General features: G+C 71.3%; 23 protein-coding genes and 3 pseudogenes. 14 read left to right on the forward strand and 12 right to left on the reverse strand.

Annotated elements, in window-relative coordinates:
- Positions 1-80: 80 nt before the first annotated feature.
- A complete protein-coding gene (locus ABZV31_RS12730; RefSeq protein WP_355891943.1) occupies positions 81-818 on the reverse strand; it encodes a methionine ABC transporter permease in 738 nt (245 codons plus the stop codon).
- Positions 815-1,867 (reverse strand): ATP-binding cassette domain-containing protein, encoded by a 1,053-nt coding sequence (locus ABZV31_RS12735; RefSeq protein WP_355891946.1) that lies wholly within the window; start codon positions 1,865-1,867, stop codon positions 815-817. Before ABZV31_RS12735 ends, ABZV31_RS12730 begins: the two co-directional genes overlap by 4 nt.
- Positions 1,868-2,464: 597 nt before the next feature.
- Here ABZV31_RS12735 and ABZV31_RS12740 point away from each other — a divergent pair.
- Together ABZV31_RS12740 and ABZV31_RS12745 are read left to right on the forward strand one after the other, a co-directional pair.
- The gene (locus ABZV31_RS12740) at positions 2,465-2,824 is read left to right on the forward strand and encodes a hypothetical protein (protein WP_355891949.1); all 360 of its coding nucleotides are present in this window, start codon (positions 2,465-2,467) and stop codon (positions 2,822-2,824) included.
- Between the two features lies 1 nt (position 2,825).
- Entirely contained in the window at positions 2,826-3,257 is a 432-nt protein-coding gene (locus tag ABZV31_RS12745; RefSeq protein ID WP_355891952.1) for a hypothetical protein, read from the forward strand.
- 3 nt (positions 3,258-3,260) lie between these two features.
- Here the strand turns inward: ABZV31_RS12745 and ABZV31_RS12750 are convergent, their stop codons facing one another.
- The 3 genes from ABZV31_RS12750 to ABZV31_RS12760 all read right to left on the reverse strand — a co-directional run bounded on the left by ABZV31_RS12750 (position 3,261) and on the right by ABZV31_RS12760 (position 5,561).
- On the reverse strand, positions 3,261-3,758 hold the full coding sequence (locus ABZV31_RS12750; RefSeq protein WP_355892437.1) for a GNAT family N-acetyltransferase: 498 nt from the start codon (positions 3,756-3,758) through the stop codon (positions 3,261-3,263).
- A 45-nt stretch (positions 3,759-3,803) separates the two neighbouring features.
- Entirely contained in the window at positions 3,804-4,313 is a 510-nt protein-coding gene (locus ABZV31_RS12755; protein ID WP_355891955.1) for a sigma-70 family RNA polymerase sigma factor, read from the reverse strand.
- A gap of 75 nt (positions 4,314-4,388) precedes the next feature.
- Entirely contained in the window at positions 4,389-5,561 is a 1,173-nt protein-coding gene (locus ABZV31_RS12760; RefSeq protein ID WP_355891958.1) for a glycerophosphodiester phosphodiesterase, read from the reverse strand.
- A 607-nt stretch (positions 5,562-6,168) separates the two neighbouring features.
- Between ABZV31_RS12760 and ABZV31_RS12765 the strand changes: the two genes are divergently transcribed.
- Positions 6,169-6,840 (forward strand): lysophospholipid acyltransferase family protein, encoded by a 672-nt coding sequence (locus ABZV31_RS12765; RefSeq protein ID WP_355891961.1) that lies wholly within the window; start codon positions 6,169-6,171, stop codon positions 6,838-6,840.
- A gap of 215 nt (positions 6,841-7,055) precedes the next feature.
- Here the strand turns inward: ABZV31_RS12765 and ABZV31_RS12770 are convergent, their stop codons facing one another.
- The 5 genes from ABZV31_RS12770 to ABZV31_RS12790 all read right to left on the reverse strand — a co-directional run bounded on the left by ABZV31_RS12770 (position 7,056) and on the right by ABZV31_RS12790 (position 13,005).
- Positions 7,056-8,567, reverse strand: coding sequence for an MFS transporter (locus ABZV31_RS12770; protein WP_355891964.1), 1,512 nt, complete (start codon positions 8,565-8,567; stop codon positions 7,056-7,058).
- Entirely contained in the window at positions 8,564-9,115 is a 552-nt protein-coding gene (locus tag ABZV31_RS12775; RefSeq protein WP_355891967.1) for a helix-turn-helix domain-containing protein, read from the reverse strand. The genes ABZV31_RS12770 and ABZV31_RS12775 overlap by 4 nt, the downstream gene beginning before the upstream one ends.
- A 94-nt stretch (positions 9,116-9,209) precedes the next feature.
- Complete coding sequence (locus ABZV31_RS12780) at positions 9,210-10,181, reverse strand: aldo/keto reductase (RefSeq protein ID WP_355891970.1); 972 nt, start codon at positions 10,179-10,181, stop codon at positions 9,210-9,212.
- A gap of 75 nt (positions 10,182-10,256) precedes the next feature.
- Complete coding sequence (argH, locus tag ABZV31_RS12785; protein ID WP_355891972.1) at positions 10,257-11,690, reverse strand: argininosuccinate lyase; 1,434 nt, start codon at positions 11,688-11,690, stop codon at positions 10,257-10,259.
- A 121-nt stretch (positions 11,691-11,811) separates the two neighbouring features.
- Positions 11,812-13,005, reverse strand: coding sequence for an argininosuccinate synthase (locus ABZV31_RS12790; protein ID WP_355891974.1), 1,194 nt, complete (start codon positions 13,003-13,005; stop codon positions 11,812-11,814).
- 226 nt (positions 13,006-13,231) lie between these two features.
- On the opposite strand from ABZV31_RS12790, the gene ABZV31_RS12795 reads away from it, so the two are divergent.
- The 3 genes from ABZV31_RS12795 (at position 13,232) to ABZV31_RS12805 (ending at position 15,577) form a co-directional block, all read left to right on the forward strand.
- On the forward strand, positions 13,232-14,137 hold the full coding sequence (locus tag ABZV31_RS12795; RefSeq protein WP_355891977.1) for a hypothetical protein: 906 nt from the start codon (positions 13,232-13,234) through the stop codon (positions 14,135-14,137).
- Between the two features lie 150 nt (positions 14,138-14,287).
- Positions 14,288-14,875 (forward strand): pyridoxamine 5'-phosphate oxidase family protein, encoded by a 588-nt coding sequence (locus ABZV31_RS12800; RefSeq protein WP_355891980.1) that lies wholly within the window; start codon positions 14,288-14,290, stop codon positions 14,873-14,875.
- Positions 14,876-14,878: 3 nt separating this feature from the next.
- Positions 14,879-15,577: a L,D-transpeptidase family protein gene (locus ABZV31_RS12805; protein ID WP_355891983.1), complete on the forward strand. Its 699-nt coding sequence runs from the start codon at positions 14,879-14,881 to the stop codon at positions 15,575-15,577.
- On the opposite strand, the pseudogene ABZV31_RS12810 reads toward ABZV31_RS12805, so the two are convergent.
- Together ABZV31_RS12810 and ABZV31_RS12815 are read right to left on the reverse strand one after the other, a co-directional pair.
- Positions 15,564-16,422: pseudogene (locus ABZV31_RS12810) on the reverse strand (HAMP domain-containing sensor histidine kinase); the annotation flags it as partial. The gene ABZV31_RS12805 and the pseudogene ABZV31_RS12810 overlap by 14 nt on opposite strands.
- Before the next feature lies 1 nt (position 16,423).
- Positions 16,424-16,780 (reverse strand): annotated as a pseudogene (locus ABZV31_RS12815) (response regulator); the annotation flags it as partial.
- Positions 16,781-16,978: 198 nt separating this feature from the next.
- On the opposite strand from ABZV31_RS12815, the pseudogene ABZV31_RS12820 reads away from it, so the two are divergent.
- The 8 genes and pseudogenes from ABZV31_RS12820 to ABZV31_RS12855 all read left to right on the forward strand — a co-directional run bounded on the left by ABZV31_RS12820 (position 16,979) and on the right by ABZV31_RS12855 (position 25,054).
- Positions 16,979-18,330 (forward strand): annotated as a pseudogene (locus ABZV31_RS12820) (ferredoxin reductase family protein).
- A 7-nt stretch (positions 18,331-18,337) separates the two neighbouring features.
- Entirely contained in the window at positions 18,338-18,832 is a 495-nt protein-coding gene (locus ABZV31_RS12825) for an FMN-binding protein (protein WP_355891986.1), read from the forward strand.
- Between the two features lie 79 nt (positions 18,833-18,911).
- Complete coding sequence (locus ABZV31_RS12830; RefSeq protein ID WP_355891989.1) at positions 18,912-20,294, forward strand: ferredoxin reductase family protein; 1,383 nt, start codon at positions 18,912-18,914, stop codon at positions 20,292-20,294.
- Between the two features lie 55 nt (positions 20,295-20,349).
- Positions 20,350-21,144 (forward strand): FMN-binding protein, encoded by a 795-nt coding sequence (locus ABZV31_RS12835; RefSeq protein ID WP_355891992.1) that lies wholly within the window; start codon positions 20,350-20,352, stop codon positions 21,142-21,144.
- A 55-nt stretch (positions 21,145-21,199) separates the two neighbouring features.
- A complete protein-coding gene (locus tag ABZV31_RS12840; RefSeq protein ID WP_355892440.1) occupies positions 21,200-21,937 on the forward strand; it encodes an FAD:protein FMN transferase in 738 nt (245 codons plus the stop codon).
- Positions 21,938-22,053: 116 nt separating this feature from the next.
- Positions 22,054-22,212, forward strand: a complete 159-nt coding sequence (locus tag ABZV31_RS12845) for a hypothetical protein (RefSeq protein WP_355891995.1) — start codon at positions 22,054-22,056, stop codon at positions 22,210-22,212.
- A 77-nt stretch (positions 22,213-22,289) separates the two neighbouring features.
- The gene (locus ABZV31_RS12850; RefSeq protein ID WP_355891998.1) at positions 22,290-24,140 is read left to right on the forward strand and encodes an ABC transporter ATP-binding protein; all 1,851 of its coding nucleotides are present in this window, start codon (positions 22,290-22,292) and stop codon (positions 24,138-24,140) included.
- Positions 24,137-25,054, forward strand: coding sequence for a serine/threonine-protein kinase (locus ABZV31_RS12855; RefSeq protein ID WP_355892001.1), 918 nt, complete (start codon positions 24,137-24,139; stop codon positions 25,052-25,054). The genes ABZV31_RS12850 and ABZV31_RS12855 overlap by 4 nt, the downstream gene beginning before the upstream one ends.
- Positions 25,055-25,065 lie beyond the last annotated feature (11 nt).

A 25,065-nucleotide genomic window follows, 5' to 3' on the forward strand; every position in this document is an offset into this window, starting at 1 on the left:
GCCTTTCCTTACGTGGTGCGACCCCGTGTGGGGTGTACGGGGAAACTGAGGGGGTGCGGGGCTCGGCCTCGGCCTCGGGCTCAGGCGGCCTTGCTGACGTCGGCCGCCGCGGGCTCCTTGGTCTTCAGCAGCCGCAGCTTCGGCGCCGGCCCGGAGCGGCCGCCGCGCCGGTGCAGGGAGCGTGCCGCGTAGTCGCCGGCGAACTGGATGACGGAGATGACGACGGCGAGGATCGCCACGGTGATCCACATCAGCTCGGTCTCGAAGCGCTGGTAGCCGTAGCGGATGGCGATGTCGCCGAGGCCGCCGGCGCCGACCGTGCCGGCCATCGCGGAGTAGCCGATGAGGGCGACGATCGTGGTGGTCGTGCTGGAGATCAGCGAGGGCAGGGCCTCCGGTACGAGGACCTTGCGGACGACGGTCCAGGTGTTGCCGCCCATCGCCTGCACGGCCTCGACGAGGCCGCCGTCCACTTCGCGGACAGCCGTCTCGACCAGGCGCGCGAAGAAGGGGATGGCGCCGATGGCCAGCGGCACGATGGCGGCCTCGCGGCCAATGGTCGTCCCGGTGATCGTACGTGTGAAGCTCATCAGCGCGACCATCAGGATGATGAACGGCATCGAGCGGGCGACGTTCACGATCTGCCCGAGGACCTTGTTGGCGGCGACGTTCTGCAGCAGCCCGCCCCGGTCCGTGAGGACCAGCAGGATGCCGAGCGGAAGTCCGCCGACGACGGCGATCAGCGTGGACCAGCCGACCATGTAGAGCGTGTCCCAACACGCCTGGGACAGCAGCGGCTGCATCTCGGACCAGCTCACTTGGCACCTTCCTTCACCAGCAGGGGCTGCTGGGAGGTGCTGTCGACGACATCGATCTGGAGTCCCTGTTCGCGCAGGAACCCGATCGGCACCACGTTGTCCTCGTAGCGGCCGGGCAGTTCGATGCGCATCCGGCCGACCTGGAGGCCGCCGACGGTGTCGATGGCGGCGCCGAGGATGGAGATGTCGATGTTGTAGGTGCGCGACAGCTGCGAGATGACGGGCTGGGTGGCGGCCTCGCCGTGGAAGGTGACGTCGACGACGGTCCGGTCGTCGCCGGAGGCCTCGCCGCCGACCGGGAACAGCGCGGCGGCGAGCTCCGAGCCCGGGGTCGCGAGCAGCTCGCCGACCGTGCCGGACTCGACGATGCGGCCCTTCTCCATGAGGGCGGCCGAGTCGCAGATGCTCTTGACGACGTCCATCTCGTGCGTGATGAGCAGGATGGTCAGGCCCAGCTGCCGGTTCAGGTCGCGCAGCAGCTGCAGGATCGATCGGGTGGTCTCCGGGTCGAGGGCGCTGGTGGCCTCGTCGGACAGCAGCACCTTGGGGTCGCCGGCGAGGGCGCGGGCGATGCCGACGCGCTGCTTCTGGCCGCCGGAGAGCTGGGCGGGGTAGGCCTTGGCCTTGTCGGCGAGGCCGACGAGGTCGAGCAGTTCGAGCGCCTTGCGGCAGCGCTCCTTGCCGGAGTGGCCGAGGATCTCCAGCGGCAGTTCGACGTTGTCCTGCACGGTCCGGGAGGACAGCAGGTTGAAGTGCTGGAAGACCATGCCGATCCGGCTGCGCGCCCGCCGCAGCTCCTTGCCGGCGCGGGGGCCGCGGCCGGCGAGCGCGGTGAGGTCCTGGCCGGCGACGGTGACCGTGCCGGAGGTGGGGCGCTCCAGAAGGTTGATGCAGCGGATGAGCGAGGACTTGCCGGCGCCGGACTGGCCGATGACGCCGTACACCTCGCCTTCGCGGACGTGCAGGTCGACGCCGTCGAGGGCGGTGACCTCGCGGCCGCGGGAGTGGTGCGACCGGTAGATCTTCGTCAGGCCCGATGTGGTGATCACGTGGGTTTCCGTCACTGTCGAGTGCGCGGGCGTGGGTGTGCCCGGGCACGGGTGCTGCGGTCGGGGACGCGACACGGTTCTCGCGGTGGCGCTGAACCGGGGGAGAACTTGTGCGCGGGGTCCCCCCATGCCGTTCAGGCGGTGGGGGAGGCTCGGTCACGTACGGCATACGGCGCACGGACATGCCACGGCGTCTCGCTTCGGGGCGCGAGCTCAGGTGGTGCAGGGGCCCTCTAGAAAGCGCACATTCGACACATACAACGAGCACCGGGCGTCATGGTCGCCTCGGTCGCAAGGGTGCGGCTGCTCGTCGTGGTCATGCGTTCAGTAAAGCAGACGTGCGGTCCTGACCAAGAACCACTGTCCACATGCTGGACAACGGTGGACAGCCGTCGGCCGCGGACGACGGCCCCGGCTCCGGCGTGGGTGCCCAGTGCGGACACGGCGGAGAGCCCTTCATCACGCGGTCGGCGTCCAGCTCGTGCGCCTCCTGGGTTGTGGCCAATGCCACGGTGATCGTTCCGGCGGCGCGGGCGGCCCGGGACGACGTCCGGGGTCGGGCGCGGTGGGTCGTTCGGGCCGTAATAGGGTCGCAGCATGCTTGATGCCCTGACGCTGGTGACCGGCGTTGCCGCGTTGCTGCTCGCCGCCTGGTGCGGATGGGCGGCCTCTCGTGATCAGCCGACGAAGGACTGGCACTTCATCGGGATGGCCGTGGTCACGCTGCTGGCCGCAATCCAGCTGGTGATCGGGATCGTGGCGCTGGCGCGGGGCGAGAAGCCGGAGCAGGGCACGACGATCTTCGTGGCGTACCTGCTGGGCGCCTTCGCGTGCATCCCGGCGGCCGGCTTCATGTCGCTGGCCGAGCGGACGCGCTGGGGCTCGGTGACGGTCGCGGCCGGCGGTGTCGTCCTCGCCGTCCTCGAAGTGCGGCTCTATGACATCTGGGGAGGGTGAGGTGGCCACCACGCAGGAGAAGCCGGCGAAGACGCGGCTCATCAGCGGGCCCGGGATGCTGCTGGTCTGGCTGTACGGGGTGATGGTCGTCGGCGCCGTGTCGCGTTCCGTCTTCCAGATCGCGACCGATTTCGACCGGGCGCCGCTCGCCTATTCGCTGTCTGCCGTCGCGGGTGTCGTGTACGGCTTCATCACGTACTCGCTCGTGCGCGGCGGCGAAACCGCCCGCAGGGCGGCGCTGGTGTGCTGCGCCGCCGAACTCGCGGGGGTACTGACGGTCGGTACGTGGACTCTGGTCGATCCGTCCGCGTTCCCGGACGCGACCGTGTGGTCGGACTACGGCATGGGATACATCTTCATTCCCGTGCTGCTGCCGGTGTCGGCGTTGTACTGGCTGCGCAAGGCCCGGGCCAGGCAGACGGACGGCGCCTGACCGCTACGCCGTTGCCGCGTACGTCCCGGCCGGCTTCTCCAGGACGATCATCGGTACGCCGTCAGCACCCTGGGACGTGCCCACCGCCTCGTAGCCCACGCGGCGGTACAGGCGCAGGTTGCCCTCGCTGCGCTGCCCGGTGTGGAGGCGGAACTTCGTGGCGCCGCGTTCCTCGGCCAGCGCCGACTCGGCCGCGCGGAGCAGCCTGGCGCCGATGCCGTGACCCTGGAGGCGCGGGTGGACGCAGAGCTTGCCGATGGAGGCCGCGCCGTCCTCGGTCACACGGCCACGCACCGAGCCGACCACCTCGTCGCCGAGCCGCGCCACGAAGACGCAGTCCTCGGCGACCTCCTGACGGACCGAGCCGAGGGTTTGGACGAGCGGGTCGATGCGGTAGTTGCCGTACAGCGCCGCCTCGCTCTGGAAGCACAGGTACTGCAGCCTGAAAATCTGCTCCGCGTCCTGCTCGGTCGCCGCAGAGATGGTCACGCTCATGCCCATGTGCGCACGCCTCCCGCTCACCTGATCACCTGTCGTCCCTCACTCCTATCCCCGCGCTTCGCGGGCCGCAACCTCCGGTGTGAGCAATCGACGCAGACATCCCAGGCATCTGGAACGTTCCGGGCCAAGACTGCCCTGTGAGATACCCAACTCCCCTGCGATTTCCCGGTATGTGAGGTCCCTCGGCGACAGCAGCGCCTCCATCAGCCGGGGGCAGCGGCCCGGCAGACGGCGCACGGCGTCGCGCAGGGCGCGCCTGCGGACGGCGGCGAGGGCGAGTTGTTCGGGCCCACGGTCGCTGTCGTCGTCGGCGGGCTCGAGGTCGTACGGCCGCTCGATCCTGATCGTGCGGCGAGTGCGGCGCGCCTCGGAGCGGACGGCCTTGCGCAGCCAGCCCTGCGGGTCGTGCGGCAGGCCGTCCGCCTCCAGACGCTCCAGCAGGCGCAGCCAGACCGCCTGCTCCAGGTCGCCCGGTTCGGCTCCCGACGCATAGGCCTCGGCCGAGGCCTCGGCGACGAGCAGGGGGCGCAGTGCGGTGACCATGTTGTGCGTCATATGCAGCACGACGCGGCCGCCCCGGCGCAGGTTGCCGGAGCGGCCGGCGGTTCACCCCAAGCGGGGGCAGGCGGTTCAGCCGTTGACGAAGTCCTCGCGGGCGAGCAGGCCGGTGTCCGCGTTGTCGGTGAAGATGCCGTCGATGCCGGTCGCGAAGTACGCCTTGAACACGCCCAAGACGTCACCGTAGGCGTCCGCGGCCGTGCCCTTGCGGAACTTCGGCGGCAGGAAGGGGTTCTCGTTGCGGACGGTGTAGGGGTGCAGGATCAGGCCCGCGGCGTGGGCGTCGCGGACGAGGGTGCTCGGCGTGGTGAAGTTGCCGTCCGCGTCCTTGGGGATGACCAGGTCGACGGTCGGGCCGATGCCCTGGGCGTAGGAGGCGATCTCCTTCAGGCCCTTGGGGGTGATGAGGTCGGCGACCGTGCGCGGGTCGCCCGCCTCGACGAAGTCCCAGGGGCGGCTGTTCGCGCCGGACAGCAGCACCACGAGCGGGTTGCCGACGAGCTTGTTCAGGCGCTGGATGCTGCTCGGCTCGAAGGACTGCAGGATGACCGGCGAGTCCTTCTTGTCCTTGCCGTACTTGCGCAGCAGCTTGGCGACCCGCTCCTCCAGGCCGAGGCCCAGCTTGCGGAAGTAGGTGGGATGCTTGGTCTCGGGGTAGATCCACACCTGGCGGCCGCGCTTGCGGGTCTGCTCGTCCTGCCACTTCAGGACCTCTTCGAAGGTGGGGATCTCCCAGCGGCCGTTGTAGAGGGTGTTGTGCGGGCGGTTGGCCGGGATGCGCTCGACCGCGCGCAGCGTCTTCAGCTCGGCGAGGGTGAAGTCCTCGGTGAACCAGCCGGTGGTGGGCACCCCGTCGAGGGTCTTCGTCGTCCTGCGGTCGGCGAACTCCGGGTGGTCGGCGACGTCCGTGGTGCCGCCGATCTCCGGCTCGTGCCGACAGACGAGGTGACCGTCCTTGGTGGGCACCAGATCACCGGCCTCGACGACGTGGGCGCCCAGGTCGAGGGCGAGTTGGTAGGAGCCGAAGGTGTGCTCGGGCCGGTAGCCGCTGGCGCCCCGGTGACCGATGATCGTCGGCACGGGCAGGCTCTTCAGGCCGCCCCCGTGCCCGGCCGCCTCTCTCTGCGCGGCTCCGGCCGCGCCGGGCAGTCCGAAAATCGCTCCGCCCGCGCCGAGCACCGCGGCCCCGAGCAGCGCCCGGCGTCCGGTCCCGCGTGCCTGGTCGTCCGACTCCTGCGTCCCCATGACCGCCTCCTGCCGTCGTGTCGTCCGTGCGCGCCGATCGTAGGGGCGCGCACATGACACCCGGGAGACCTGGGCCCGAACACACGGGTGACGCGGGATGTCGTAAGGGACGGGATGTCTGACGCCCCGTCGGCATGACCGCACCCGGCGGGGGAAGTCGTTTCAGTGGTCGCGGCCGTCGCGGTTCCGCAGCGCGGCGAACCCCTCGGCCGTAATGAAGGTCTGCGCGGCATGGGCCCTGCGCCGTGCCTCGCGCAGTCCGCGCGTCGCCTGGGCCTCGAGCCGGCCGTGTCGGCGCTCCCGGCCCGGCGACGCCGGTCCCGGCGGACCAGAACCACCCCGGCGGCAGCCATGACCAGACAGAGAACGGCACAGAAGACCACCATGGGCATCCCGGCTCCCCCTCCAGGGCGGTACGCGACCTCCGTCACATCGTTCCGCCCCGGTTACCGGAGCGCAACGGGACGCCGTTGCAGGTAAACCTGCGTCAACAGTACGTAAGACGTGGTGTGCCCGATGTGCAATCCGCCCCGGGCCGCGAGTATCGTCCTCACCTGCACAGACTCACGCCGATTCCCTCGACACTCTTTTGACACCGGAGGGCCCGTTGTCCCGCTTCGCGCTCATCAAGGCAGTGCTCGGCCCGATCATGCGCCTGATGTTCCGCCCAAGGGTGGAGGGCGCGGAGCACATCCCGGGCGACGGTCCGGTCATCCTCGCCGGCAACCACCTCACGTTCATCGACTCGATGATCCTGCCGCTCGTCTGCGACCGTCAGGTCTTCTTCATCGGCAAGGACGAGTACGTCACCGGCAAGGGCCTCAAGGGCCGGCTGATGGCCTGGTTCTTCACCGGCGTCGGCATGATCCCGGTCGACCGGGACGGCGGCAAGGGCGGTGTCGCGGCGCTGATGACCGGCCGCCGGATCCTCGAGGAGGGGAAGGTCTTCGGCATCTATCCCGAGGGCACACGGTCTCCCGACGGCCGGCTGTACCGGGGGCGCACCGGCATCGCGCGGTTGACTCTGATGACCGGGGCGCCCGTTGTTCCCTTCGCCATGATCGGTACGGACAAGATTCAGCCGGGTGGGTCGGGGATGCCGCGTCCGAGCCGGGTCACCGTTCGCTTCGGCGAGGCGATGGAGTTCTCGCGGTACGAAGGGATGGACCGGGACCGGTATGTGCTGCGGGCTGTGACCGACTCCGTGATGGCTGAGGTCATGCGGCTTTCCGGTCAGGAGTACGTCGACATGTACGCGACGAAGGCAAAGGCGGCCTAGCGCCGGTCGGCGGGTGCGGGTCGGAGTCTGGCGTTCGGCGAGTGCGCGTCGGAGTCTGGCGTTCGGCGGGTGCGGGTCGGAGTCTGCCGTTCGGCGAGTGCGCGTCGGAGTCTGCCGTTCGGCGAGTGCGCGTCGGAGTCTGCCGTTCGGCGAACGTCGTCTGTGGCGGGTCGCGCAGCTCCCCGCGCCCTTGGCGGCGCTCCCCTACCGGCGCTTCAGAGCTTCTGTCCCCTCAGCAGGAACCACGCCGCCACCGCCGTCGCCAGCAACACCGCCGCGCCCGCGCCCGACGCGAGTTGCAGGCCGTGGACGAAAGACTCGCGAGCGGCGCTCAGCAGTGCCTCCGAGGTGTGCGTCGGCAGGCCCGCCGCCGCCTGCACCGCACCGCCCAGTGACTCGTGGGCCTTGGCCGGGGTGCCGGCAGGGCCGGTGAAGTCGCGGTAGACGCCGGTCACGATGGAGCCGAGCAGGGCGATGCCGAGGGCGGCGCCGAGTTCGTACGCCGTCTCGGAGACCGCGGAGGCTGCGCCCGCCTGTTCCTTGGGCACGCCGGCGAGGATCACGTCGGCGGTCACGGTGAAGGAGAAGCCGGCGCCGACGCCGACCACCAGCAGGGCCGTGCCGAGCTGCGGGTAGCCGGTCGACCCGCTGAGCATCGTCAGCGCGGCCAGTGCCAGGCCCACGGCGGCGAGTCCGCCGGAGACCACGGCCCGCACCGAGAAGCGCCGGGCCGCCCGGCCCGCGACCAGACCGGCCGCCACCGCACCCACCGCGGCGGGCAGTTCCGCCAGGCCCGCCTCGAACGGCCCTCTGCCCTGCACGAGTTGCAGGTACTGGGAGAGGAAGAACACCAGCCCGGACATGCCGAGGACGGTCAGCAGGTCGGCGAGGACGGCACCGCTGAAGCCCCGGTTGCGGAACAGCCGTATGTCCAGCAGCGGTGTCGGCAGGGTCAGCTGGCGGTGCACGAACCAGTACAGGGCGGCCGCGCCCAGGAGCGCCGGGGCGAGGGTCGCCCCGGTGAACCCGTGCGTGGCGGCCTCCTTCACCGCGTACACGACGGCGATCATGCCGACCAGCGACAGCAGGACGCTGATCAGATCCCACGGGCCCGGGTGCGGGTTGCGGGATTCGGGCAGGGTCCTGATGCCGACGAGGACGAGGACCACCATCACCGGCAGGTTGATCAGGAAGACCGAGCCCCACCAGAAGTGCTCGAGCAGGAATCCGCCGACGATGGGGCCGACGGCCGTACCGGCGGAGGCGGTCGCGCCCCAGATGCCGACGGCGAGGCTGCGCTCGCGGGGGTCGTGGAAGAGGTTGCGGATCAGGGCGAGCGTGGCGGGCATCAGGGTCGCACCCGCGACACCGAGCAGCGCCCGCGCCAGGATCATCATCTCCGGCGTCGTCGCGTAGGCGTTGAGGACGGAGACCGCGCCGAACGCCGTGGCGCCGCACAGCAGGATCCGCTTGCGGCCGATGCGGTCGCCGAGGCTGCCCATGGAGACGAGCAGACCGGCGATGACGAACGAGTAGACGTCACCCATCCACAGGAGCTGGGTGCCGGAAGGCCTCAGGTCCTCGCTGATGTACGGGGTCGCGAGACCGAGGACGGTAGCGTCGACGGCCACCAGCAGCACGGCCAGGACGAGGACGGAGAGCGCGAGCCAACGGCCCGGGCGCTGCTCCACCTTCGCCGCACGAGCCGGCTGCAGGGTGCTGGTCATGATTCCTCTCTTCGCAGTGCGCCGCCGAGCAGCAGCTCGACGATCATGTGGGTGAAGTCCTTGGAGGCCACCCGGCCTTCGGTCACGGCCCAGGCTCCGGAGGCCAGCAGGCCGTACAGCGCCTCGGTGAGCCAGGCGGGGGTGAGGTCGATGCGGAACTCCCCGCTCGCCTGGCCGCGCCGGAACAGGGCCGCGATCCGGTCGTCGATGCGGGCCCAGCCCGCGTTCTGCTCCGCGCCCTCGAACAGCTGGTTCTCGGTGTAGAGGAAGGAGAGCAGTCCGGCCGCCGGCTCGATCGCGCGCACCAGGCGTCGTACGGCGTCGCTCGCCGGCCCCTCGTCGAGGCACGCCGCATCCAGCGCGGCCTCGCACTCCGCGATGCCGAGCGACTCCAGCGCCCGCACGAGGGCGTCGCGCCCGGCGAAGTGGCGGTGCAGCGTGGCCCGGCTGATCCCGGCCGCCCTGGCGACCTCGTCCATGGTGGCGGTGGATTTCCGGGTGAGCAGGGCGGCTGCGCTGCGCAGCACCTGATCACGGTCGACGGCCATGAGACAACGGTACCCCACATGAGACATTCCTGTCTCACCTTAGGCATGCGCGTCTCATACGCCATGGCTCGGCGGACGTCCGGTCAGAAGGTGCTCAGTGCCAGGGCAGCTGTCCGCGCCGCTCCCAGTACGCGCGCGGCTCCTCGGTCAGGGTGGCGAGGCGGGCCAGCTGGTCCTCGTCGAGGTCGACGACCGCGGCATGCAGGTTGGAGGAGAGCTGGTCGACAGTGGCGGCGCCGGAGAGAACGATCCCGGCCCAGGGTCGGCTCAGGACCAGGGCGAGGGCCACCGCGTCGCAGCCGAGGCCCGTCTCCTCGGCCACGGCCTTCAAAGCCTGCGGGGCGTACGGATCGGCGAGCCGCCCGTTGGCCATGCCCTCCTTCACGATCACCGTGAGCCCGGCGTCGTGCGCCTCGGCGAGGGCGGGACCCGCCGAGGTCTCCAGGGCGTTGTACGTCGACTGGACGGTACGGAAGAGGGGCTCGCCGTCGACCGTCACGGCGAGGGCGGCACGGATGGCGTCGGCCTGGGCCGGGCCGCTGGTGGAGAAACCGATGGTGAGGCCCTGTGCGGCGGCCTCGGCCAGCTTGGCGTGCAGCTCCTTGTCGGTGAGGGCCGGGCTGTCCGGGGTCACCGAGTGGATCTGGTACAGGTCGAGCCGGTCGCCGAGCAGCGCGGCGGTCTCGGCGCGCTGCCGTTCGTAGGTGGCGGCGCTGTGGTCCTTGACCTCGTGCTGCTCGGCGTCGGTGCTCCAGCCCGCGGTGTAGGTGTAGCCCCACTTGCTGCCCACCACGACGTCGTCGATGTCGGGGCGGGCGCTGAGCCAGTCGGCGAGGAACTCCTCGGAACGGCCGTAGGAACGGGCGACGTCGAAGTAGCGGACGCCCTGGGCGTAGGCGGCGTCCAGGAGTTCGTGGGTGCGCGCGCGCAGGGCGTCGACGGTGCGGTGAGCCGGGAGGTCCCGCTCGCGGCCGAGGTTGATGTAACCGGGGCGCCCGACGGCGGCGAGCCCCAGGCCGATGTGGCAGGTGGGAGTCGTGGCTGAGGCCAGTCGGGCGAAGGGCATCACGGGCTCCGTTCGGTCGGCTCCTTGCGGCTCCGGACCAACGTAACCTGCGGTGCCCCTGGGACACCCGGCCTGCTACTTCTTCTGCTTCGCCGCGGCCCACGCGTGCTGCGCCGCCACGTCCGCCTTCACCTCGGCGAGCTGGACGGCGACCGCGCTCGGGGCCGTACCGCCACGGCCGTTGCGGGAGGCGAGGGCGCCGGGGACGTTGAGCACCGTCCGCACCTCGGGGGTCAGGTGGGCGCTGATCTTCGCGAACTGCTCGTCGGTCAGCTCGTCCAGCTCCTTGCCCTCGGCCTCGGCGACCTTGACGCACTCTCCGGCGACCTCGTGCGCCACCCGGAACGGCACGCCCTGCTTGACCAGCCACTCGGCGATGTCGGTGGCGAGCGAGAACCCGGCCGGGGCCAGCTCCTCCATGCGCTCGCGGTTGACGGTGAGGGTGGCGATCATGCCGGTGAAGGCGGGGAGCAGGATCTCCAGCTGGTCGCAGGAGTCGAAGACCGGCTCCTTGTCCTCCTGCAGGTCGCGGTTGTAGGCGAGCGGGAGCGCCTTCAGCGTCGCCATGAGACCCGTCAGGTTGCCGATCAGGCGGCCGCTCTTGCCGCGCGCCAGCTCGGCAATGTCCGGGTTCTTCTTCTGCGGCATGATCGACGAGCCCGTCGAGAACGCGTCGTGCAGGGTCACGAAGGAGAACTCCTTCGTGTTCCAGATGATGATCTCCTCGGCGATCCGGGAGAGGTTCACGCCGATCATCGCGGTGATGAAGGCGAACTCCGCGACGAAGTCACGGGAGGCCGTGCCGTCGATGGAGTTGCCGACGCTGCCGTGCTCGAAGCCGAGGTCCTTGGCCACGGCCTCCGGGTCCAGGCCGAGGGACGAACCGGCCAGCGCGCCCGACCCGTACGGCGACACGGCCGTCCGCTCGTCCCACTGGCGCAGCCGCTCCGCGTCCCGGGACAGGGACTGGACGTGCGCGAGGACGTGGTGGGCGAAGAGGACCGGCTGGGCGTGCTGGAGGTGGGTGCGGCCGGGCATCGCCACGTCCGGGTGAGCCTCGGCCAGGCCGATCAGTGCGTCCTGGAGGTCGGCGATCAGGCCGCCGATGATCCGGGCGTGGTCGCGCAGGTACATGCGGAAGAGGGTGGCCACCTGGTCGTTCCTCGACCGGCCCGCGCGCAGCTTGCCGCCCAGCTCCGGGCCGAGTCGCTCCAGCAGGCCCCGCTCCAGGGCCGTGTGCACGTCCTCGTCGGCGATCGTGCCCACGAAGGAGCCGTCCGCCACGTCCGCTGCCAGCTGGTCGAGCCCCGCCAGCATCCGGTTCAGCTCGTCGTCCGTGAGCAACCCCGCCTTGTGCAGCACGCGCGCGTGCGCACGCGAACCGGCGATGTCGTAGGGCGCGAGCCGCCAGTCGAAGTGGACGGACGCGGACAGCTTCGCCAGGGCCTCGGCGGGACCGTCGGCGAAACGGCCGCCCCACAGCCGTACGTCACCGCTGTTGCTGCTCACTTGCTTGCTCCTCGGAGGATGTGGATGTGCCACCGCCTCCCCACGTCAGGAGTGAGGAGGCGGCTGTCAGGCTAGTGCGTGTGAGGTGTCTTTCAGGCCGTACGCAGGGCCTCGAACGGCCCTACGCCAGGTCCCGCTTGGCGGCGATCTTCGACGACAGGCTGTAGATGTCGATGAAGCCCTTGGCGGCGGACTGGTCGAACGTGTCGCCCGTGTCGTAGGTCGCGAGGTTGAAGTCGTACAGCGACTCCTCGGAGCGCCGGCCGGTGACGACCGCGCGGCCGCCGTGCAGGGTCATGCGGATGTCGCCGGAGACGTGCTGGTTGGCCTCGTTGATGAAGCCGTCCAGGGCGCGCTTGAGCGGGGAGAACCACAGGCCGTCGTAGACCAGTTCGCCCCAGCGCTGCTCCACCTGCCGCTTGTAGCGGGCGAGTTCGCGCTCGACGGTGACGTTCTCCAGCTCCTGGTGGGCGGTGATCAGGGCGATCGCGCCCGGAGCCTCGTACACCTCGCGGGACTTGATGCCGACGAGGCGGTCCTCGACCATGTCGATCCGGCCGACGCCCTGGGCGCCGGCGCGCTCGTTGAGCTGCTGGATGGCCTGCAGGACGGTGACGGGCTTGCCGTCGATGGCGACCGGGACACCCTCCTTGAAGGTGATGATCACCTCGTCGGCCTCGCGCGGGGTGGCCGGGTTCTGGGTGTACTCGTAGATGTCCTCGATCGGGGCGTTCCAGATGTCCTCGAGGAAGCCGGTCTCGACGGCGCGGCCGAAGACGTTCTGGTCGATGGAGTACGGGGACTTCTTGGTGGTCGCGATCGGGAGGTTCTTCTCCTCGCAGAAGGCGATGGCCTTGTCACGGGTCATCGCGTAGTCGCGGACCGGGGCGATGCACTTGAGGTCGGGGGCGAGGGCGACGATGCCGGCCTCGAAGCGGACCTGGTCGTTTCCCTTGCCGGTGCAGCCGTGGGCGACCGTGGTGGCGCCGTGCTTCCTGGCGGCGGCGACGAGGTGCTTGACGATCGTCGGCCGGGACAGGGCGGAGACCAGCGGGTAGCGGTCCATGTAGAGGGCGTTGGCCTTGATCGCCGGGAGGCAGTACTCGTCGGCGAACTCGTCCTTGGCGTCGGCGACCTCGGCCTCGACGGCACCGCATGCGAGCGCGCGCTTGCGGATGACGTCCAGGTCCTCGCCGCCCTGGCCGACGTCGACCGCAACGGCGATGACCTCGGCGCCCGTCTCCTCGGCGATCCAGCCGATGGCGACGGAGGTGTCCAGACCGCCTGAGTAGGCGAGTACGACGCGCTCGGTCACGGGTTTCTCCTCACAGTGCATTCGCTGGTATGCATGAGTATGCAGAACTCTGCATGGTTCGTCAATCTCCGGGCGTGACGACCGGGGGCACGCCGGGACGACCGCGGGATACGAAGGGGATGTGCAGAACTCCCTGAACGCGAGAAACCGCTTTCTCGTATCTCTCGCCGAACGCCGGCGCCGCGTTTGCAACCGACGACACTCCCGACCCGAGTGAGGCATCTGCATGTCCAGGGCTCTTCCGAAGTACAACAAGCGCCGCGTCGCGATCATCGGCGGCGCCGCCGCGGTAGTGCTGTCCGGAGCGGTGATCGCCGGCTCCGCCCTCGCCGGGGGGACGTCCGTGGGCAGCGGCCACAGCGCCCGGACCCTTGCGGATCCCGGCACGATCACGTGCCCGGACGTCACGTCGCAGCTCCTCGCGATCCCCGCCTCCGCCCAGGCCGAGGTCGACCGCAACCTGGCGCTCCTGGACACCCAGATCCAGGAGGCCGACAAGCGCCTGGTCGACACCGTCGGCCAGGGCGGCCCCAACTTCGTGCAGAACGCGATCCTCGGCCCGCTCAAGGACAAGCGGGTGGCGACGATCAACCGGATCGCGACGGCGATCGGCCGGACGGCCGCCAAGCCGCAGGGCCTGGACTCGCTGGCGCCCTGCACCCTCAACCAGGGCGGCACCGCGGGCAACACGGGCGGCGCCGCAGCCAACACGGGCGGCGCCGCAGCCAACACGGGCGGCGCCGCGAACACGGCGACGGCCACCCCGAGCGGGGCCGCATCCGCCACGGCCACACAGCAGGCGGGCGGGAACACGGGCAGTTCCGGCGGCAGCACCGCGGCGGGCACCATCACCTGCCCCGACGTGAAATCGCAGCTCACCGCGGTCCCGGCCTCGGCCCGGGCCGAGGCCGACCGCAACCTCGGCCTGCTCGACACCCAGATCCAGGAGGCCGACAAGCGGCTCGCCTCCTCGGTCGGCCAGGGCGGGCCCAACTTCGTGCAGAACGCGATCCTCGGCCCGTTGAAGGACAAGCGCGTGTCGACCATCGACCGCATCGCGATCGCCATCGGCCGGACGGCCGCCAAGCCGCAGGGCCTGGACTCGCTGGCCGCCTGCACGCTCACCAAGTGAGGTGACAGGCAGCCGTGGCCGCCCCGAGAAAGCGCCGGCCGGGGCGGCCGCGGTGGCGGCCACGGCCGGGGGCACCTCCGCGCACCTCGGACGAGGCGCATCGGGCAATTCCTTAGACAGGCGAAAGAAGTCCCTCGATAATCGTCAGCCATGGGAAAGAGCTATGAGCGCATAGACGGCAGGCTCCGCACGTTCATCGAGGAACAGCCCCTTTTCTTCACCGCGACCGCTCCCCTGTCCGGCGACGGGACTGTCAACCTCTCCCCCAAGGGTCTGAAGGGTTCCTTCGCGGTGCTCGACGAGCACACCGTGGCCTACCTGGACTTCGCCGGGTCCAACGCCGAGACGATCGCGCACCTGCGGGAGAACGGCCGGATCACCCTCATGTGGTGCGCCTTCCAGGGCCCGCCCAACATCGTGCGCATCCACGGCCGCGGCGAGCCGGTCTTCCGCAACGACCCGCGCTTCACGGAACTCCTCACCCACTTCCCGGACATCGACCCGGCCCCGCACGGACTGCGCGCCGTCATCGTCGTACGCGCCGAACTCGTCCGGGACACCTGCGGATACGCGGTGCCCTTCATGGCGTACGAGGCGGACCGCGACCTGCACGGCAAGCGCTTCGCGCGCGAGGACGACGCCTCCCTCAGCGAGTACTTCACCAAGAAGGAGCACGTGGCGACCAGCCTGGACGGACTACCCGGGCTGCCGTTGCCGCTGCCGCCGTCTACGGTCTGAGGCATGCGCCCTGGTGTCGTCACCGCCCTCGTGTCCGTCTCCTTTTTCACGCTCGGTGCCGCGCCCGGCGGCGAGCCGCCGTTGCCCGCGCGGCTGACGGACACCGGCGGCGGCACCCAGCTGATCACGGCCGAGGCGCCGCGGGCTGACGCCCCGTCGGGCACGGTCACCTGGTGGGACCGGCGGGACGGGCAGTGGGTGCGGACCGGTTCGGCACCGGCCCGCTTCGGCGCCGGGGGACTGGTCGAGGGGGCGTCACGCAGGCAGGGGACGAACACGACGCCGGCCGGGCTGTACGACCTGCCGTTCGCCTTCGGCACCAAGGCGGCGCCGGGCGGGACGCGCGTCCCGTACCGGCGGGTGCACGAGGACTCCTGGTGGTGCCAGGACAACGACTCCCACTCCTACAACCGCTGGACCGAGCCCCGCCCGTCCGACTGCCGGGCCGCCGAGTCCGAGCACCTCATCACGTACGCAACGCAGTACGCCCACGCACTCGTCATCGGCTTCAACTACCAGCGTCCGGTACGCGGTCGCGGCGCCGGCATCTTCCTGCACGTCAACGGGCGGGGGACGACGGCCGGTTGCGTGTCGGTGCCGGAGGAGGCCATGCGGCGGATCCTTGCGTGGGCCGACCCCGCGCGTCGGCCGCACATCGCGATCGGGACGGCGGGAGGGGCGACGGCGATCACTCGGTACTGACGGTGCCCACGGGCAGCTGCACCGTGAACGTCGTCGATCCCGATCGGCTGTCCAGCCCCACGCTGCCCCCGTGCGCCTCCGCCACCGCCGCCACGATGGACAGGCCCAGGCCCGCTCCGCCGCCGCCCGGGGCCTCCGTGCGGCGGCGGTCGGCGCGGGTGAAGCGTTCGAAGACGCCGGGCTGGACCTCCTCCGGGACGCCGGGGCCGTCGTCGTGCACGTGGACAGTGGCCGTCGCGCTGTCGCTCTCAGGTCACCGTCACTTTGGTGCCAACGGGTGTATGCAAACGCGCGTTGGCCAACAGGTTGGCCAACACCTGTTGGAGCCGGTGGGCGTCGCCGGTCACGGTGACCGGCTCCTCGGGCAGCTCGAGCGTCCAGCGGTGCTCGGGGCCCGCGGCGCGGGCGTCGGCCACCGCGTCCAGGACCAGGCGGGTGAGGTCGACCGGGCGGCGTTCCAGGGGGCGGCCCGCGTCCAGGCGGGCGAGGAGCAGCATCTCGTCGACCATCTCGCCCATGCGGGCGGACTCGGCCGCGATGCGTTCCAGCGCGCGCGTGACCTCCGGCGGCACCGGCCCCGGGTGCAGCAGCGCGAGCTCCACGTGGCCGCGGACCGAGGCGACCGGGGTGCGCAGCTCGTGGCTGGCGTCGGCGGCGAAGCTGCGCAGCCGCTCCTCGCCGGCGTGCCGTTCGGTGAGCGCGTCCTCGACGTGGTGGAGCATCCGGTTGAAGGCGGCGGCGACCCGGCCCACCTCGCCGCGCGGGTCGGACTCCGGGGCCCGCGGCGACAGCGCCACCTCACCGCTGGCCAGCGGCAGCTCGCTGACCCGGGTGGCGGTCGCGGCGTGCGGTGATTCCCGCGATGCGGTCCTCCACCGCGTCCCGCGCGGTGAGGAACAGCACACAGACATCCGGCTTCACCTCGTGCAGCGAGCGCAGCACGGCGAAGCCGTCGGTGTCCGGGAGCATCACGTCGAGGACGACCGCGTCGGGCAGCAGGTCGCGCGCCTCGGCGACGGCCGAGGCCCCGTCGCGCGCCGTGCGCACCTCCCAGCCCTGGTAGCGCAGGGCGCCGGAGAGCACCTCGGCGAGGTCCGGGTCGTCGTCGACGACGAGCACGCGCACGGGCGTGCCGTCGGGGCGGGCGAGGGCGGGGAGGCGGGGGCGGGCCAGGGCGGAAACAGAGGGGCGGGGTGCGTTCATGACCCTTCCAGCATCTCCCGCCGCGCGACCTCTCCGCGACGCCCGTCTCTGAGTTTCCTGTGAGCGGCCGCTCTGAGTTGCCGTGAGCGGCCGCTCTGAGTTGCCTGTGAGGTGGCCGCGCGGATCCCGGGTTTCAGAGCGCTCTCAGAGGTTCGCCCCGCACAGTTGCGTCCCGGACAGGCGAAAGGACGCACACCCATGACGACGGTGTACGAGCGGCGGGCGGCACCGCCCGTACCACTGACCACCAGGCGCTCCCCGGCGGGAGCCGTGCTCGCGGCACTGTGGGCCGGGGCCGCCGCGGTGGTCGCCCTGTGGTGGTACGACACGGCGTCGGTCGTGGGGGCCGCGGGCTGGCTGACCGGCGCCGGACGGATCGCGGGGCTGCTGTGCGGGTACGCCTGCGCGGTACTCGTCGGGCTGATGGCCCGCGTGCCGCTGCTGGAGCGGCGGGTCGGCTCGGACCGGGTGGCCCGCTGGCACGCGATGGCCGGCCGGTACACGGTCTGTCTGCTGGTCGCGCACGTCGTGCTGATCCTCGCCGGCTACGCCGCCCAGGACCACGCCCCGATCCGGCACGAGGCGGTGACGGTGGTCCTGGACTACCCGGAGATGCTGAAGGCCACCGCCGGCACGGTCGTCCTCCTCGCGGTCGGCACCACCTCGGCGCGTGCCGTGCGCCGCCGCACCAGCCACGAGTTCTGGTACTACGTGCACCTGCTCACGTACGCGGCCGTCTTCCTCGCCTTCGGCCACCAGCCGGCGCTGGGCAACGAGTTCAACGGGCACGCGGTGGCCACGGCCGCCTGGTACGCGCTGTACCTCGGCGTCGCGGCCCTGGTGCTGTGGTTCCGGATCCTGGCCCCGGTGCGGCTCAACCTGCGGCACCGCCTGCGGGTCGACTCGGTGCACAAGGAGGCGCCGGGTGTGTACTCGGTCGTCGTGCGCGGCCGCCGGCTGGACGAACTCGGCGCTCTGCCGGGGCAGTTCTTCCGCTGGCGGTTCCTGGCCGAGGGCATGGGCTGGACGTCGACGCCGTACTCCCTGTCGGCGCCGCCCCGCCCGGACCTGCTGCGCATCACGGTCAAGGCGCTCGGCGACCACAGCGCGGCCGTCCCGCTGCTGCGGCCCGGCACCCGGGTGTGGGCGGGGGCCCGTACGGGTCCCTGACCGCCGACCGGCGCACCGCGCACAGGTCGCTGCTGATCGCCGGAGGGGTCGGTATCACCCCGCTGCGGGCGCTGTTCGAGACCCTGCCCGGTGACGTCACCCTCCTGTACCGGGCGCGCACGGCGGAGGACCTCGCCCTGGGCGGCGAGTTGGAGGCCATCGCGCGGTGGCGCGGGGCGCGGGTGCTGTACGCGCTCAACGGCCCGCGGGGGGAGCGCCCCCTCTTCACCGTCGAGTCCCTGCGGGGGGCCGTCCACGACCTCTCCGGGCACGACGTGTACCTCTGCGGTCCGCACGCCTTCGCCCAGGACCTGTACGAGGTGCTGCGCGCCGCCGGGGTGCCGGACCGCCGTATCCACCACGAGTCGTTCGAGCTGTGAGGCCCTGTTGCACGCGTTGAAGAAGAACCGTCCGCTGCGCCGCGTCGTGCTGGCGAGTGCCGCCACCGTCTCCGGGCTCGTGATGCTGCTGTCGCTGAAGCCGCACACCCCGCCGGAGATCGCCGCGGCCCCTGCCCCGGCCCCGTCCAGCAGCTCGGGTGCCGCGGCCGGTTCCGGCGGGTCCGGCGGGTCCGGCGGGTCGTCCTCCAGCGGGAAGAGCACGGGCACCAGGACCGTCACCGGGCAGACCGTTCAGACGCGTTGGGGCCCCGTCCAGGTGCGGATCACCGTGAAGAACGGCAGGATCACTGACGTCACCGCGGTCGCCTACCCCTCGGAGAACCCGCGGGACCAGCAGATCAACAGCTACGCGATCCCCCGGCTGCGGAGCGAGGCCCTCACCGCGCAGAGCGCCAGCATCGACACGGTCTTGGGAGCGACGTACACCAGTGACGGTTACCGCCGGTCACTCCAGTCCGCACTGGATACGACAGGACTCTGAACGCTCGGCCGCCGTGGCACGTATCTCTGGGCCAAGGGACCACGCCACCACCCCCCTTGCCCCCGTCCACGGAGGAACCGTGACCACCACGCTCGCAGGAGGCCGCGCCGCCCGGCGCCAGACGATGCGTCGCATCCGCCCGCGCCGCTCCCCCGCCGTCCCGCTGCTGCTCGCCGTGTGGGCGGGCGCGGCGGGCGTCATCTGGCTGTGGTGGATGAACACCCCGTCCATCGCCGACACCAACGGAAAGATCCTCAACGCGGGCCGGATCACCGGCCTGCTCGCCGGCTACCTCATGGCGCTGGTCGTGCTGCAGATGGCGCGCGTGCCCGCCCTGGAACGCCGGGTGGGCTCCGACCGTGTGGCCCGCTGGCACGCCATGAGCGGCCGCTACACGCTCTGCCTGGTCATCGCGCACGTCTTCCTCACCATGTGGGGCTACGCGCTGCAGGCGGGCAAGTCGCTCGGCGACATCGTCCAGCAGACCATCGACTCCATCAACCAGCTGCCCGATATGGGCAAGGCGGCCATCGGCACCGGTCTGCTGCTGCTCATCGGGCTCGTCTCCATCGGCGGTATCCGCCGCCGGATGCCGTACGACACCTGGTACCACGTGCACCTGTTCACCTACGTGGCGGTGTTCCTGACGTTCTGGCACCAGATCAGCACCGGCAACGACTTCGCCGTCGAGCCGACCGCCAAGACCTTCTGGTACGGGCTGTACGGCGCGGTGACCGCGTTGGTGATCTGGTACCGGATCCTCACCCCGATCCGGCTGAACATACGCCACCGCATGCGGGTCGAGGCGGTGATCGAGGAGACGCCGGGGATCGTGTCGGTGCTGATCCGCGGGAAGAAGCTGCACCGCATCGGCGCGGAGGCCGGTCAGTTCTTCCGCTGGCGGTTCCTGGCACCGGGCATGCGGTTCAGCTCGCACCCGTACTCGCTGTCGGCGGCCCCCCGCCCGGACCTGCTGCGCATCACCGTGAAGGCGATCGGCGACCACAGCGCCCGGCTGCGCGAGCTCACGCCCGGCACCCGGGTGTGGGCGGAGGGCCCGTACGGGGCGCTGACGGCGGCCCGGCGCAGCCGCGGCAAGGTGCTGCTGGTCGCGGGCGGCGTCGGGATCACCCCGATGCGGGCCCTGTTCGAGACGCTGCCCGGCGCGGCCGGCGACATCACCCTGCTCTACCGGGCCAACAGCACCCAGGACCTGGCCCTGTGGGACGAGCTGGCGAAGATCGCCGACGAGCGCGGGGCCCGGCTGATGTACGCGGTCAACAGCCCGGACGGGGAGCGGCCCGACATCTCCGCGGAGTCCCTGCAGCGGAAGATCCCCGACATCGACCACCACGACGTCTTCCTGTGCGGGCCACCCGGCTTCGCGCAGTCGGTGTACGAAGCACTGCGCGGCGCGGGAGTTCCCGCCCGCCGCATCCATCACGAGTCGTTCGAGATGTGAGCGACGGGAACGTTCGGGACCTACCGACTCACGGGAAATCAGGAGCTCAGGAGCGATGAGGAAGAGCCACCCCATCCGGCGTGCCGTGCTCGCGGGCGCCGCCACCGTGTCCGGCATCGTGCTGCTGCTGTCGCTGAAGCCGACGTCCGACCCGGCCTCCGCGTCGGCGGCGGGCGGCGCGGCACCGCAGCAGACCGCGGCGGCGCAGGAGTCGCCGCAGGGCGGCGCGCAGGCCGCCGGGACCGGCACGGTCACCGGGAACGTGGCCCAGACCCAGTACGGGCCGGTCCAGGTCCGTCTCACGGTGAGCAACGGGAAGATCACCAAGGCGGAGGCGGTGCAGGCGCCCAAGGGCGGCGTCAGCGACCAGAAGACCGCCCTGGCCGTCCCCAAGCTCAACCAGGAGGCGGTGGCGGCCGGCAACGCGCAGATCGACGCGGTGTCCGGGGCGACGTACACGAGCAGCGGGTACAAGCAGTCACTGCAGTCGGCACTGGACAAGGTGAAGGCGAGCGGCTCCTCGTCGCAGAGCGGCAGCGGCAGCGGCGGCTCGGCGTCCGGCTCCGGTGCCGCCCGGGCCCGTACCGTCACCGGCAAGGTCGCCCAGACCCAGTACGGGCCGGTCCAGGTCCGGATCACGGTCAGCAACGGGAAGATCACCAAGGCGGAGGCGGTGCAGGCGCCCAAGGGCGGCGTCAGCGACCAGAAGACCGCCCTGGCCGTCCCCAAGCTCAACCAGGAGGCGGTGGCGGCCGGCAACGCGCACATCGACGCGGTGTCCGGGGCGACGTACACGAGCAGCGGGTACAAGCAGTCGCTGCAGTCGGCACTGGACCAGGCCGGTGGCTGAGGCCGTGGCCGAGTCGGCGGAAGCTCCCGCCGCGGTGCGTCATGCGGAGGAGGTCATGGGGACCGTCTTCTCCTTCGACGTCCGCGGCGGGGAACCCCGTGCCGTGCAGGCGGCGCTGCGCGAGGCGGTCGCCGGGCTGCACCGGGTCGACGAGGTGTTCAGCACCTACCGCGACGACAGCCAGATCTCCCGGCTGATGCGCGGCGAACTCACCGTCGAGGAGTGCGACCCCGAGGTCGCCGAGGTGCTCGCGCTCGGGGCCGAGGTCGAGCGGGTGAGCGACGGCTGGTTCAGCCTGCGGTACCAGGGGCAGCTCGATCCGACGGGGATCGTCAAGGGCTGGGCGGCCGAGCGGGCGGCCCGGCGGATCGCGACGGCCGGGGTGAGCGGGGTCAGCGTCAACGGCGGCGGGGACGTCCAGCTGCTCGGCGCGCCCGAGCCGCAGCGGCCGTGGCGGGTCGGAGTGTCGGATCCGCTCCGTCCGGGCGGGCTCGCGGCGGTGGTCTCGGCGGCCGGCGCGGAGGAACTGGCCGTGGCGACCTCCGGGACGGCGGAGCGCGGTGCGCACATCGTGGACCCGCGCACGGGCCGCTCCGCGGTGACCGACCTGGTGGCCGTGACCGTGGTGGCCCCTCGTCTGACCTGGGCGGACTGCTGGGCGACGGCCGCGTTCGCGATGGGCTCGCGGGAGGGGCTGGCCTGGCTGGAGTCCCTGCCGGACGTGGAGGCACTGCTGATCACGGCGGGCGACGAAGTGCGGTGCACCGGGGGGCTGGCGGCGCGGCTGGGCTGAACGGCGTCGAGGCTTTCGCCGACACCGCGAACGATTTTTCCCTTTTTACCTCGGAACGCCATCCAACTTCCGCCCTGGGACGTATCCCATGTGCAGCAAGTTTCAGGAGGAACGTAATGGCGATCTTCAGCAATCTCATTCCTGCCAACCGCCGGGACCGCGGGAACGAATCATCGCACCGCGGCAACAATGACTCGGGGCACGGGCACCGTAACGGCGACGACCACGGCAACGACCACGGCCACGGCCACGGCCGCGGCCACGGCCGCGACTGACCGCACAGGAAGGCTGAGCGGACCGGAGAGCGGAGGACCCGGTCCGCTTCGCCGTCGATCCACGAGGAACGCATGCCATGGTGCATGTCCTGCGGCGTCTGCTGTCGGTGGACGAGGGTTCCGACGCTGTGGTCGCAGCCGCGCCCCCGGTGCCTCCGCGCGAGGTGTTCCGGCGGTTTTGGCCCTACACCCGCGGTGGCCGGCGCTGGCTCGTTCCTGTCGTCCTCTTCAGTCTGATCGGCCCCGCCGTCGACGCCGCGGAGATCTGGCTCTTCAAGATCGTGGTGGACGACGTGCTCGTCCCCCGTGATCTGAGACCGTTCCTGTGGATCGCACCGACCTATCTGGGGCTCATCATCGGCTCCGGCATTCTGGGGTTCGCCGACGACGTGACGTCCACGTGGGTCAGCGAACGCTTCCTGCTGGCTCTGCGCTCCGACGTGTTCCGGCACGTCCAGGGGCTGTCGCTCGGATTCTTCGAACGCCGCCGGCTCGGGGACGTGTTGTCGCGTGTCACGGGCGATGTCGACGCGGTCGAGACGTTCCTGCTCTCGGGAGTGGCGGACGCCCTCTACTACGTGATCCGCCTGGGCGTCTTCCTCGGTCTGCTGTTCTACCTGCGGTGGGATCTGACCCTTTGCGCCCTCGTCATCGTGCCGCTGTTCTGGGGTGCCGCCCTGCACTTCTCGCGGCTGATCAAGGAGGCGTCGCGGGAGCGCAGGCGCCGCAGCGGCTCGCTCAGCGCGATCGCCGAGGAGTCGCTGGGCAACGTCGCCCTGGTGCAGGCGTACAACCGGCAGGGGTGGGAGGAGCGCCGGTTCGAACGGGAGAACGTCGGCAGGTTCCGGGCGGCGATGGCCTCCGCGCGGATCCGCGCCGTCTACGGACCCGTCGTCGAGGTCATCGAGGTGTCCGGCGCCCTCGTGGTCATGGGCCTGGGCACCTGGAAGCTGGCCCAGGGACAGCTCACGCTGGGCGGACTGCTGGTCTTCCTGGCGCTGATCAGCAAGCTCTACAGTCCGGTCCGGGGTCTCTCCCACCTCGGCACCACCTTCTACGCGGCGTCCGCCTCGGCCGAACGGATCATCGAGTTGCTGGACCAGCAGCCGCAGGTCGTCGAGGCCGGCGACGCCCGGCGGATCGGCCGGGCGCGCGGGGATGTGGAGTTCGACGGCGTCTCCTTCCGCTATCCCGGTACGTCGTGCTGGGCGCTGTCGGAGGTGTCGTTCCACGTGGCGCCCGGCCAGACGCTGGCGCTGGTCGGGGCCAGCGGGGCCGGCAAGTCGACGGTCGCGAAGCTGCAGCTGCGCTTCTACGACCCCGACCAGGGAGCGGTCCGCCTCGACGGGACCGATCTGCGGGACCTGTGCCTGTCCGACGTGCGGGAGAGCGTCGCGGTGGTCCTGCAGGAGACGCTCGTCTTCCACGGCACCGTGCGGGACAACATCGCCTACGGCCGGCCGGAGGCGACGGAGGCGGACATCGTCGCGGCGGCGCGCGCCGCGGACGCGCACGAGTTCATCGAGCTGCTCCCGGAGGGCTACGACACGATGGTCGGCCAGCGCGGCCGGACGCTCTCCGGCGGACAGCGCCAGCGCCTGGCGATCGCACGCGCGATGATCAGGGACGCGCCCGTGCTCCTCCTCGACGAACCGACCACCGGGCTCGATGTCCAGTCCGGCCGGCGGATCATGGACCCGCTGCGCCGGCTCATGGCCGGGCGGACCACCATCGTCATCTCCCACAATCTGCTGACCGTCCGGGACGCCACACGCATCGTGGTGCTCGACCACGGCAGGGTCGTCGAGCGCGGCGCCCATGACGACCTGCTCGAGCGCGGCGGGACGTACGCCCGGCTCCACCGCCTGAACGCCATGACCGGTCGCGCCCCGGCCGGGGCCACGCCGCCGGGGACGGTGCTGTCGTGAGTGACGCCGCGGCGCAGCCGGCTCCGCACCTGGCACCGGGCACGAGACCGGTCCCGGGCTATGAGGTCCTGGCTCATCTGACGCGCACCGGCTGGCTCGACGTCTACGACGCCTGGAGCGAGGAACGGGACTGCCGCTGCGTGATCAAGGTGGTGCGTCCCGACCGCCGGGGCGAGGAGCGGCTGTGCCGCCGGCTGCTGCGCGAGGGCCGGTGGCTGCGGACCTTCGCCCATCCGCACCTGGTCCGTGGCTACGAGACCTTCGAGTCGCCCGAGCCGCTCGTCGCCCTGGAGACGCTGACCGGTGAAACGCTGTCCCACCTCGTTCACCGGTTGCGGCGCCGGCCGGCCGCCGCCGACGTGGCACTTCTCGGGGTCCAGCTGTGTTCCGCGATCCACTACCTCCACGGTCAGGGCCTGCTGCACCTGGACCTCAAGCCGTCCAACGTGGTGGTGGACTGCGGTCATGCGAAGGTGCTGGACCTGAGCGTCGCGCGGCCGCCCGGGCCCGCGCCTGCGGGGTTGGGCACGTTCTGCTATCTCGCTCCGGAGCAGGCCCGCGGCGGGCCGCTGACGGCGGCCGCGGACGTGTGGGGCATCGGCATCACGTTGTACGAGGTCGCGAGCGGTGACGTGCCGTTCGACCGCGGCGGGACCGGGGACGAGCCCTGCGCCGGCGGGACTGCGGACGAGGCGGGCGACGGCAACGCCACGGGCGGCCAGGTCGACTGGTACCCGCAGCTGGCAGGGCACGCCCCACCGATCGGCTCGCGGCGGCGTCTGCCCCGCGGCCTCGCGGCTGCCATCGACGGCTGCCTTCGGGACGATCCCTCGTCCCGGCCCACGGTTACAGAACTGGCCGCGGCCCTCGACGCGGCGCTGCCCGGCTCGTGGCGCCGCACCGCCCGCGCCTGAGGCCGTGGCGG

Source organism: Streptomyces sp. NPDC005202, from assembly GCF_040608235.1.
Taxonomy (GTDB): Bacteria; Actinomycetota; Actinomycetes; order Streptomycetales; family Streptomycetaceae; genus Streptomyces.

What these genes read in the sequence shown, in the direction of transcription:
- ABZV31_RS12740 (WP_355891949.1), top strand. Translation starts at nt 2,465, where the DNA reads ATGCTTGATGCCCTGACGCTGGTGACCGGCGTTGCCGCGTTGCTGCTC.
- ABZV31_RS12750 (WP_355892437.1), bottom strand. Translation starts at nt 3,758, where the DNA reads ATGGGCATGAGCGTGACCATCTCTGCGGCGACCGAGCAGGACGCGGAG.
- ABZV31_RS12755 (WP_355891955.1), bottom strand. Translation starts at nt 4,313, where the DNA reads ATGACGCACAACATGGTCACCGCACTGCGCCCCCTGCTCGTCGCCGAG.
- ABZV31_RS12760 (WP_355891958.1), bottom strand. Translation starts at nt 5,561, where the DNA reads ATGGGGACGCAGGAGTCGGACGACCAGGCACGCGGGACCGGACGCCGG.
- ABZV31_RS12770 (WP_355891964.1), bottom strand. Translation starts at nt 8,567, where the DNA reads ATGACCAGCACCCTGCAGCCGGCTCGTGCGGCGAAGGTGGAGCAGCGC.
- ABZV31_RS12775 (WP_355891967.1), bottom strand. Translation starts at nt 9,115, where the DNA reads ATGGCCGTCGACCGTGATCAGGTGCTGCGCAGCGCAGCCGCCCTGCTC.
- ABZV31_RS12780 (WP_355891970.1), bottom strand. Translation starts at nt 10,181, where the DNA reads ATGCCCTTCGCCCGACTGGCCTCAGCCACGACTCCCACCTGCCACATC.
- ABZV31_RS12795 (WP_355891977.1), top strand. Translation starts at nt 13,232, where the DNA reads ATGTCCAGGGCTCTTCCGAAGTACAACAAGCGCCGCGTCGCGATCATC.
- ABZV31_RS12800 (WP_355891980.1), top strand. Translation starts at nt 14,288, where the DNA reads ATGGGAAAGAGCTATGAGCGCATAGACGGCAGGCTCCGCACGTTCATC.
- ABZV31_RS12805 (WP_355891983.1), top strand. Translation starts at nt 14,879, where the DNA reads ATGCGCCCTGGTGTCGTCACCGCCCTCGTGTCCGTCTCCTTTTTCACG.
- ABZV31_RS12835 (WP_355891992.1), top strand. Translation starts at nt 20,350, where the DNA reads ATGAGGAAGAGCCACCCCATCCGGCGTGCCGTGCTCGCGGGCGCCGCC.
- ABZV31_RS12840 (WP_355892440.1), top strand. Translation starts at nt 21,200, where the DNA reads ATGGGGACCGTCTTCTCCTTCGACGTCCGCGGCGGGGAACCCCGTGCC.
- ABZV31_RS12845 (WP_355891995.1), top strand. Translation starts at nt 22,054, where the DNA reads ATGGCGATCTTCAGCAATCTCATTCCTGCCAACCGCCGGGACCGCGGG.
- ABZV31_RS12850 (WP_355891998.1), top strand. Translation starts at nt 22,290, where the DNA reads ATGGTGCATGTCCTGCGGCGTCTGCTGTCGGTGGACGAGGGTTCCGAC.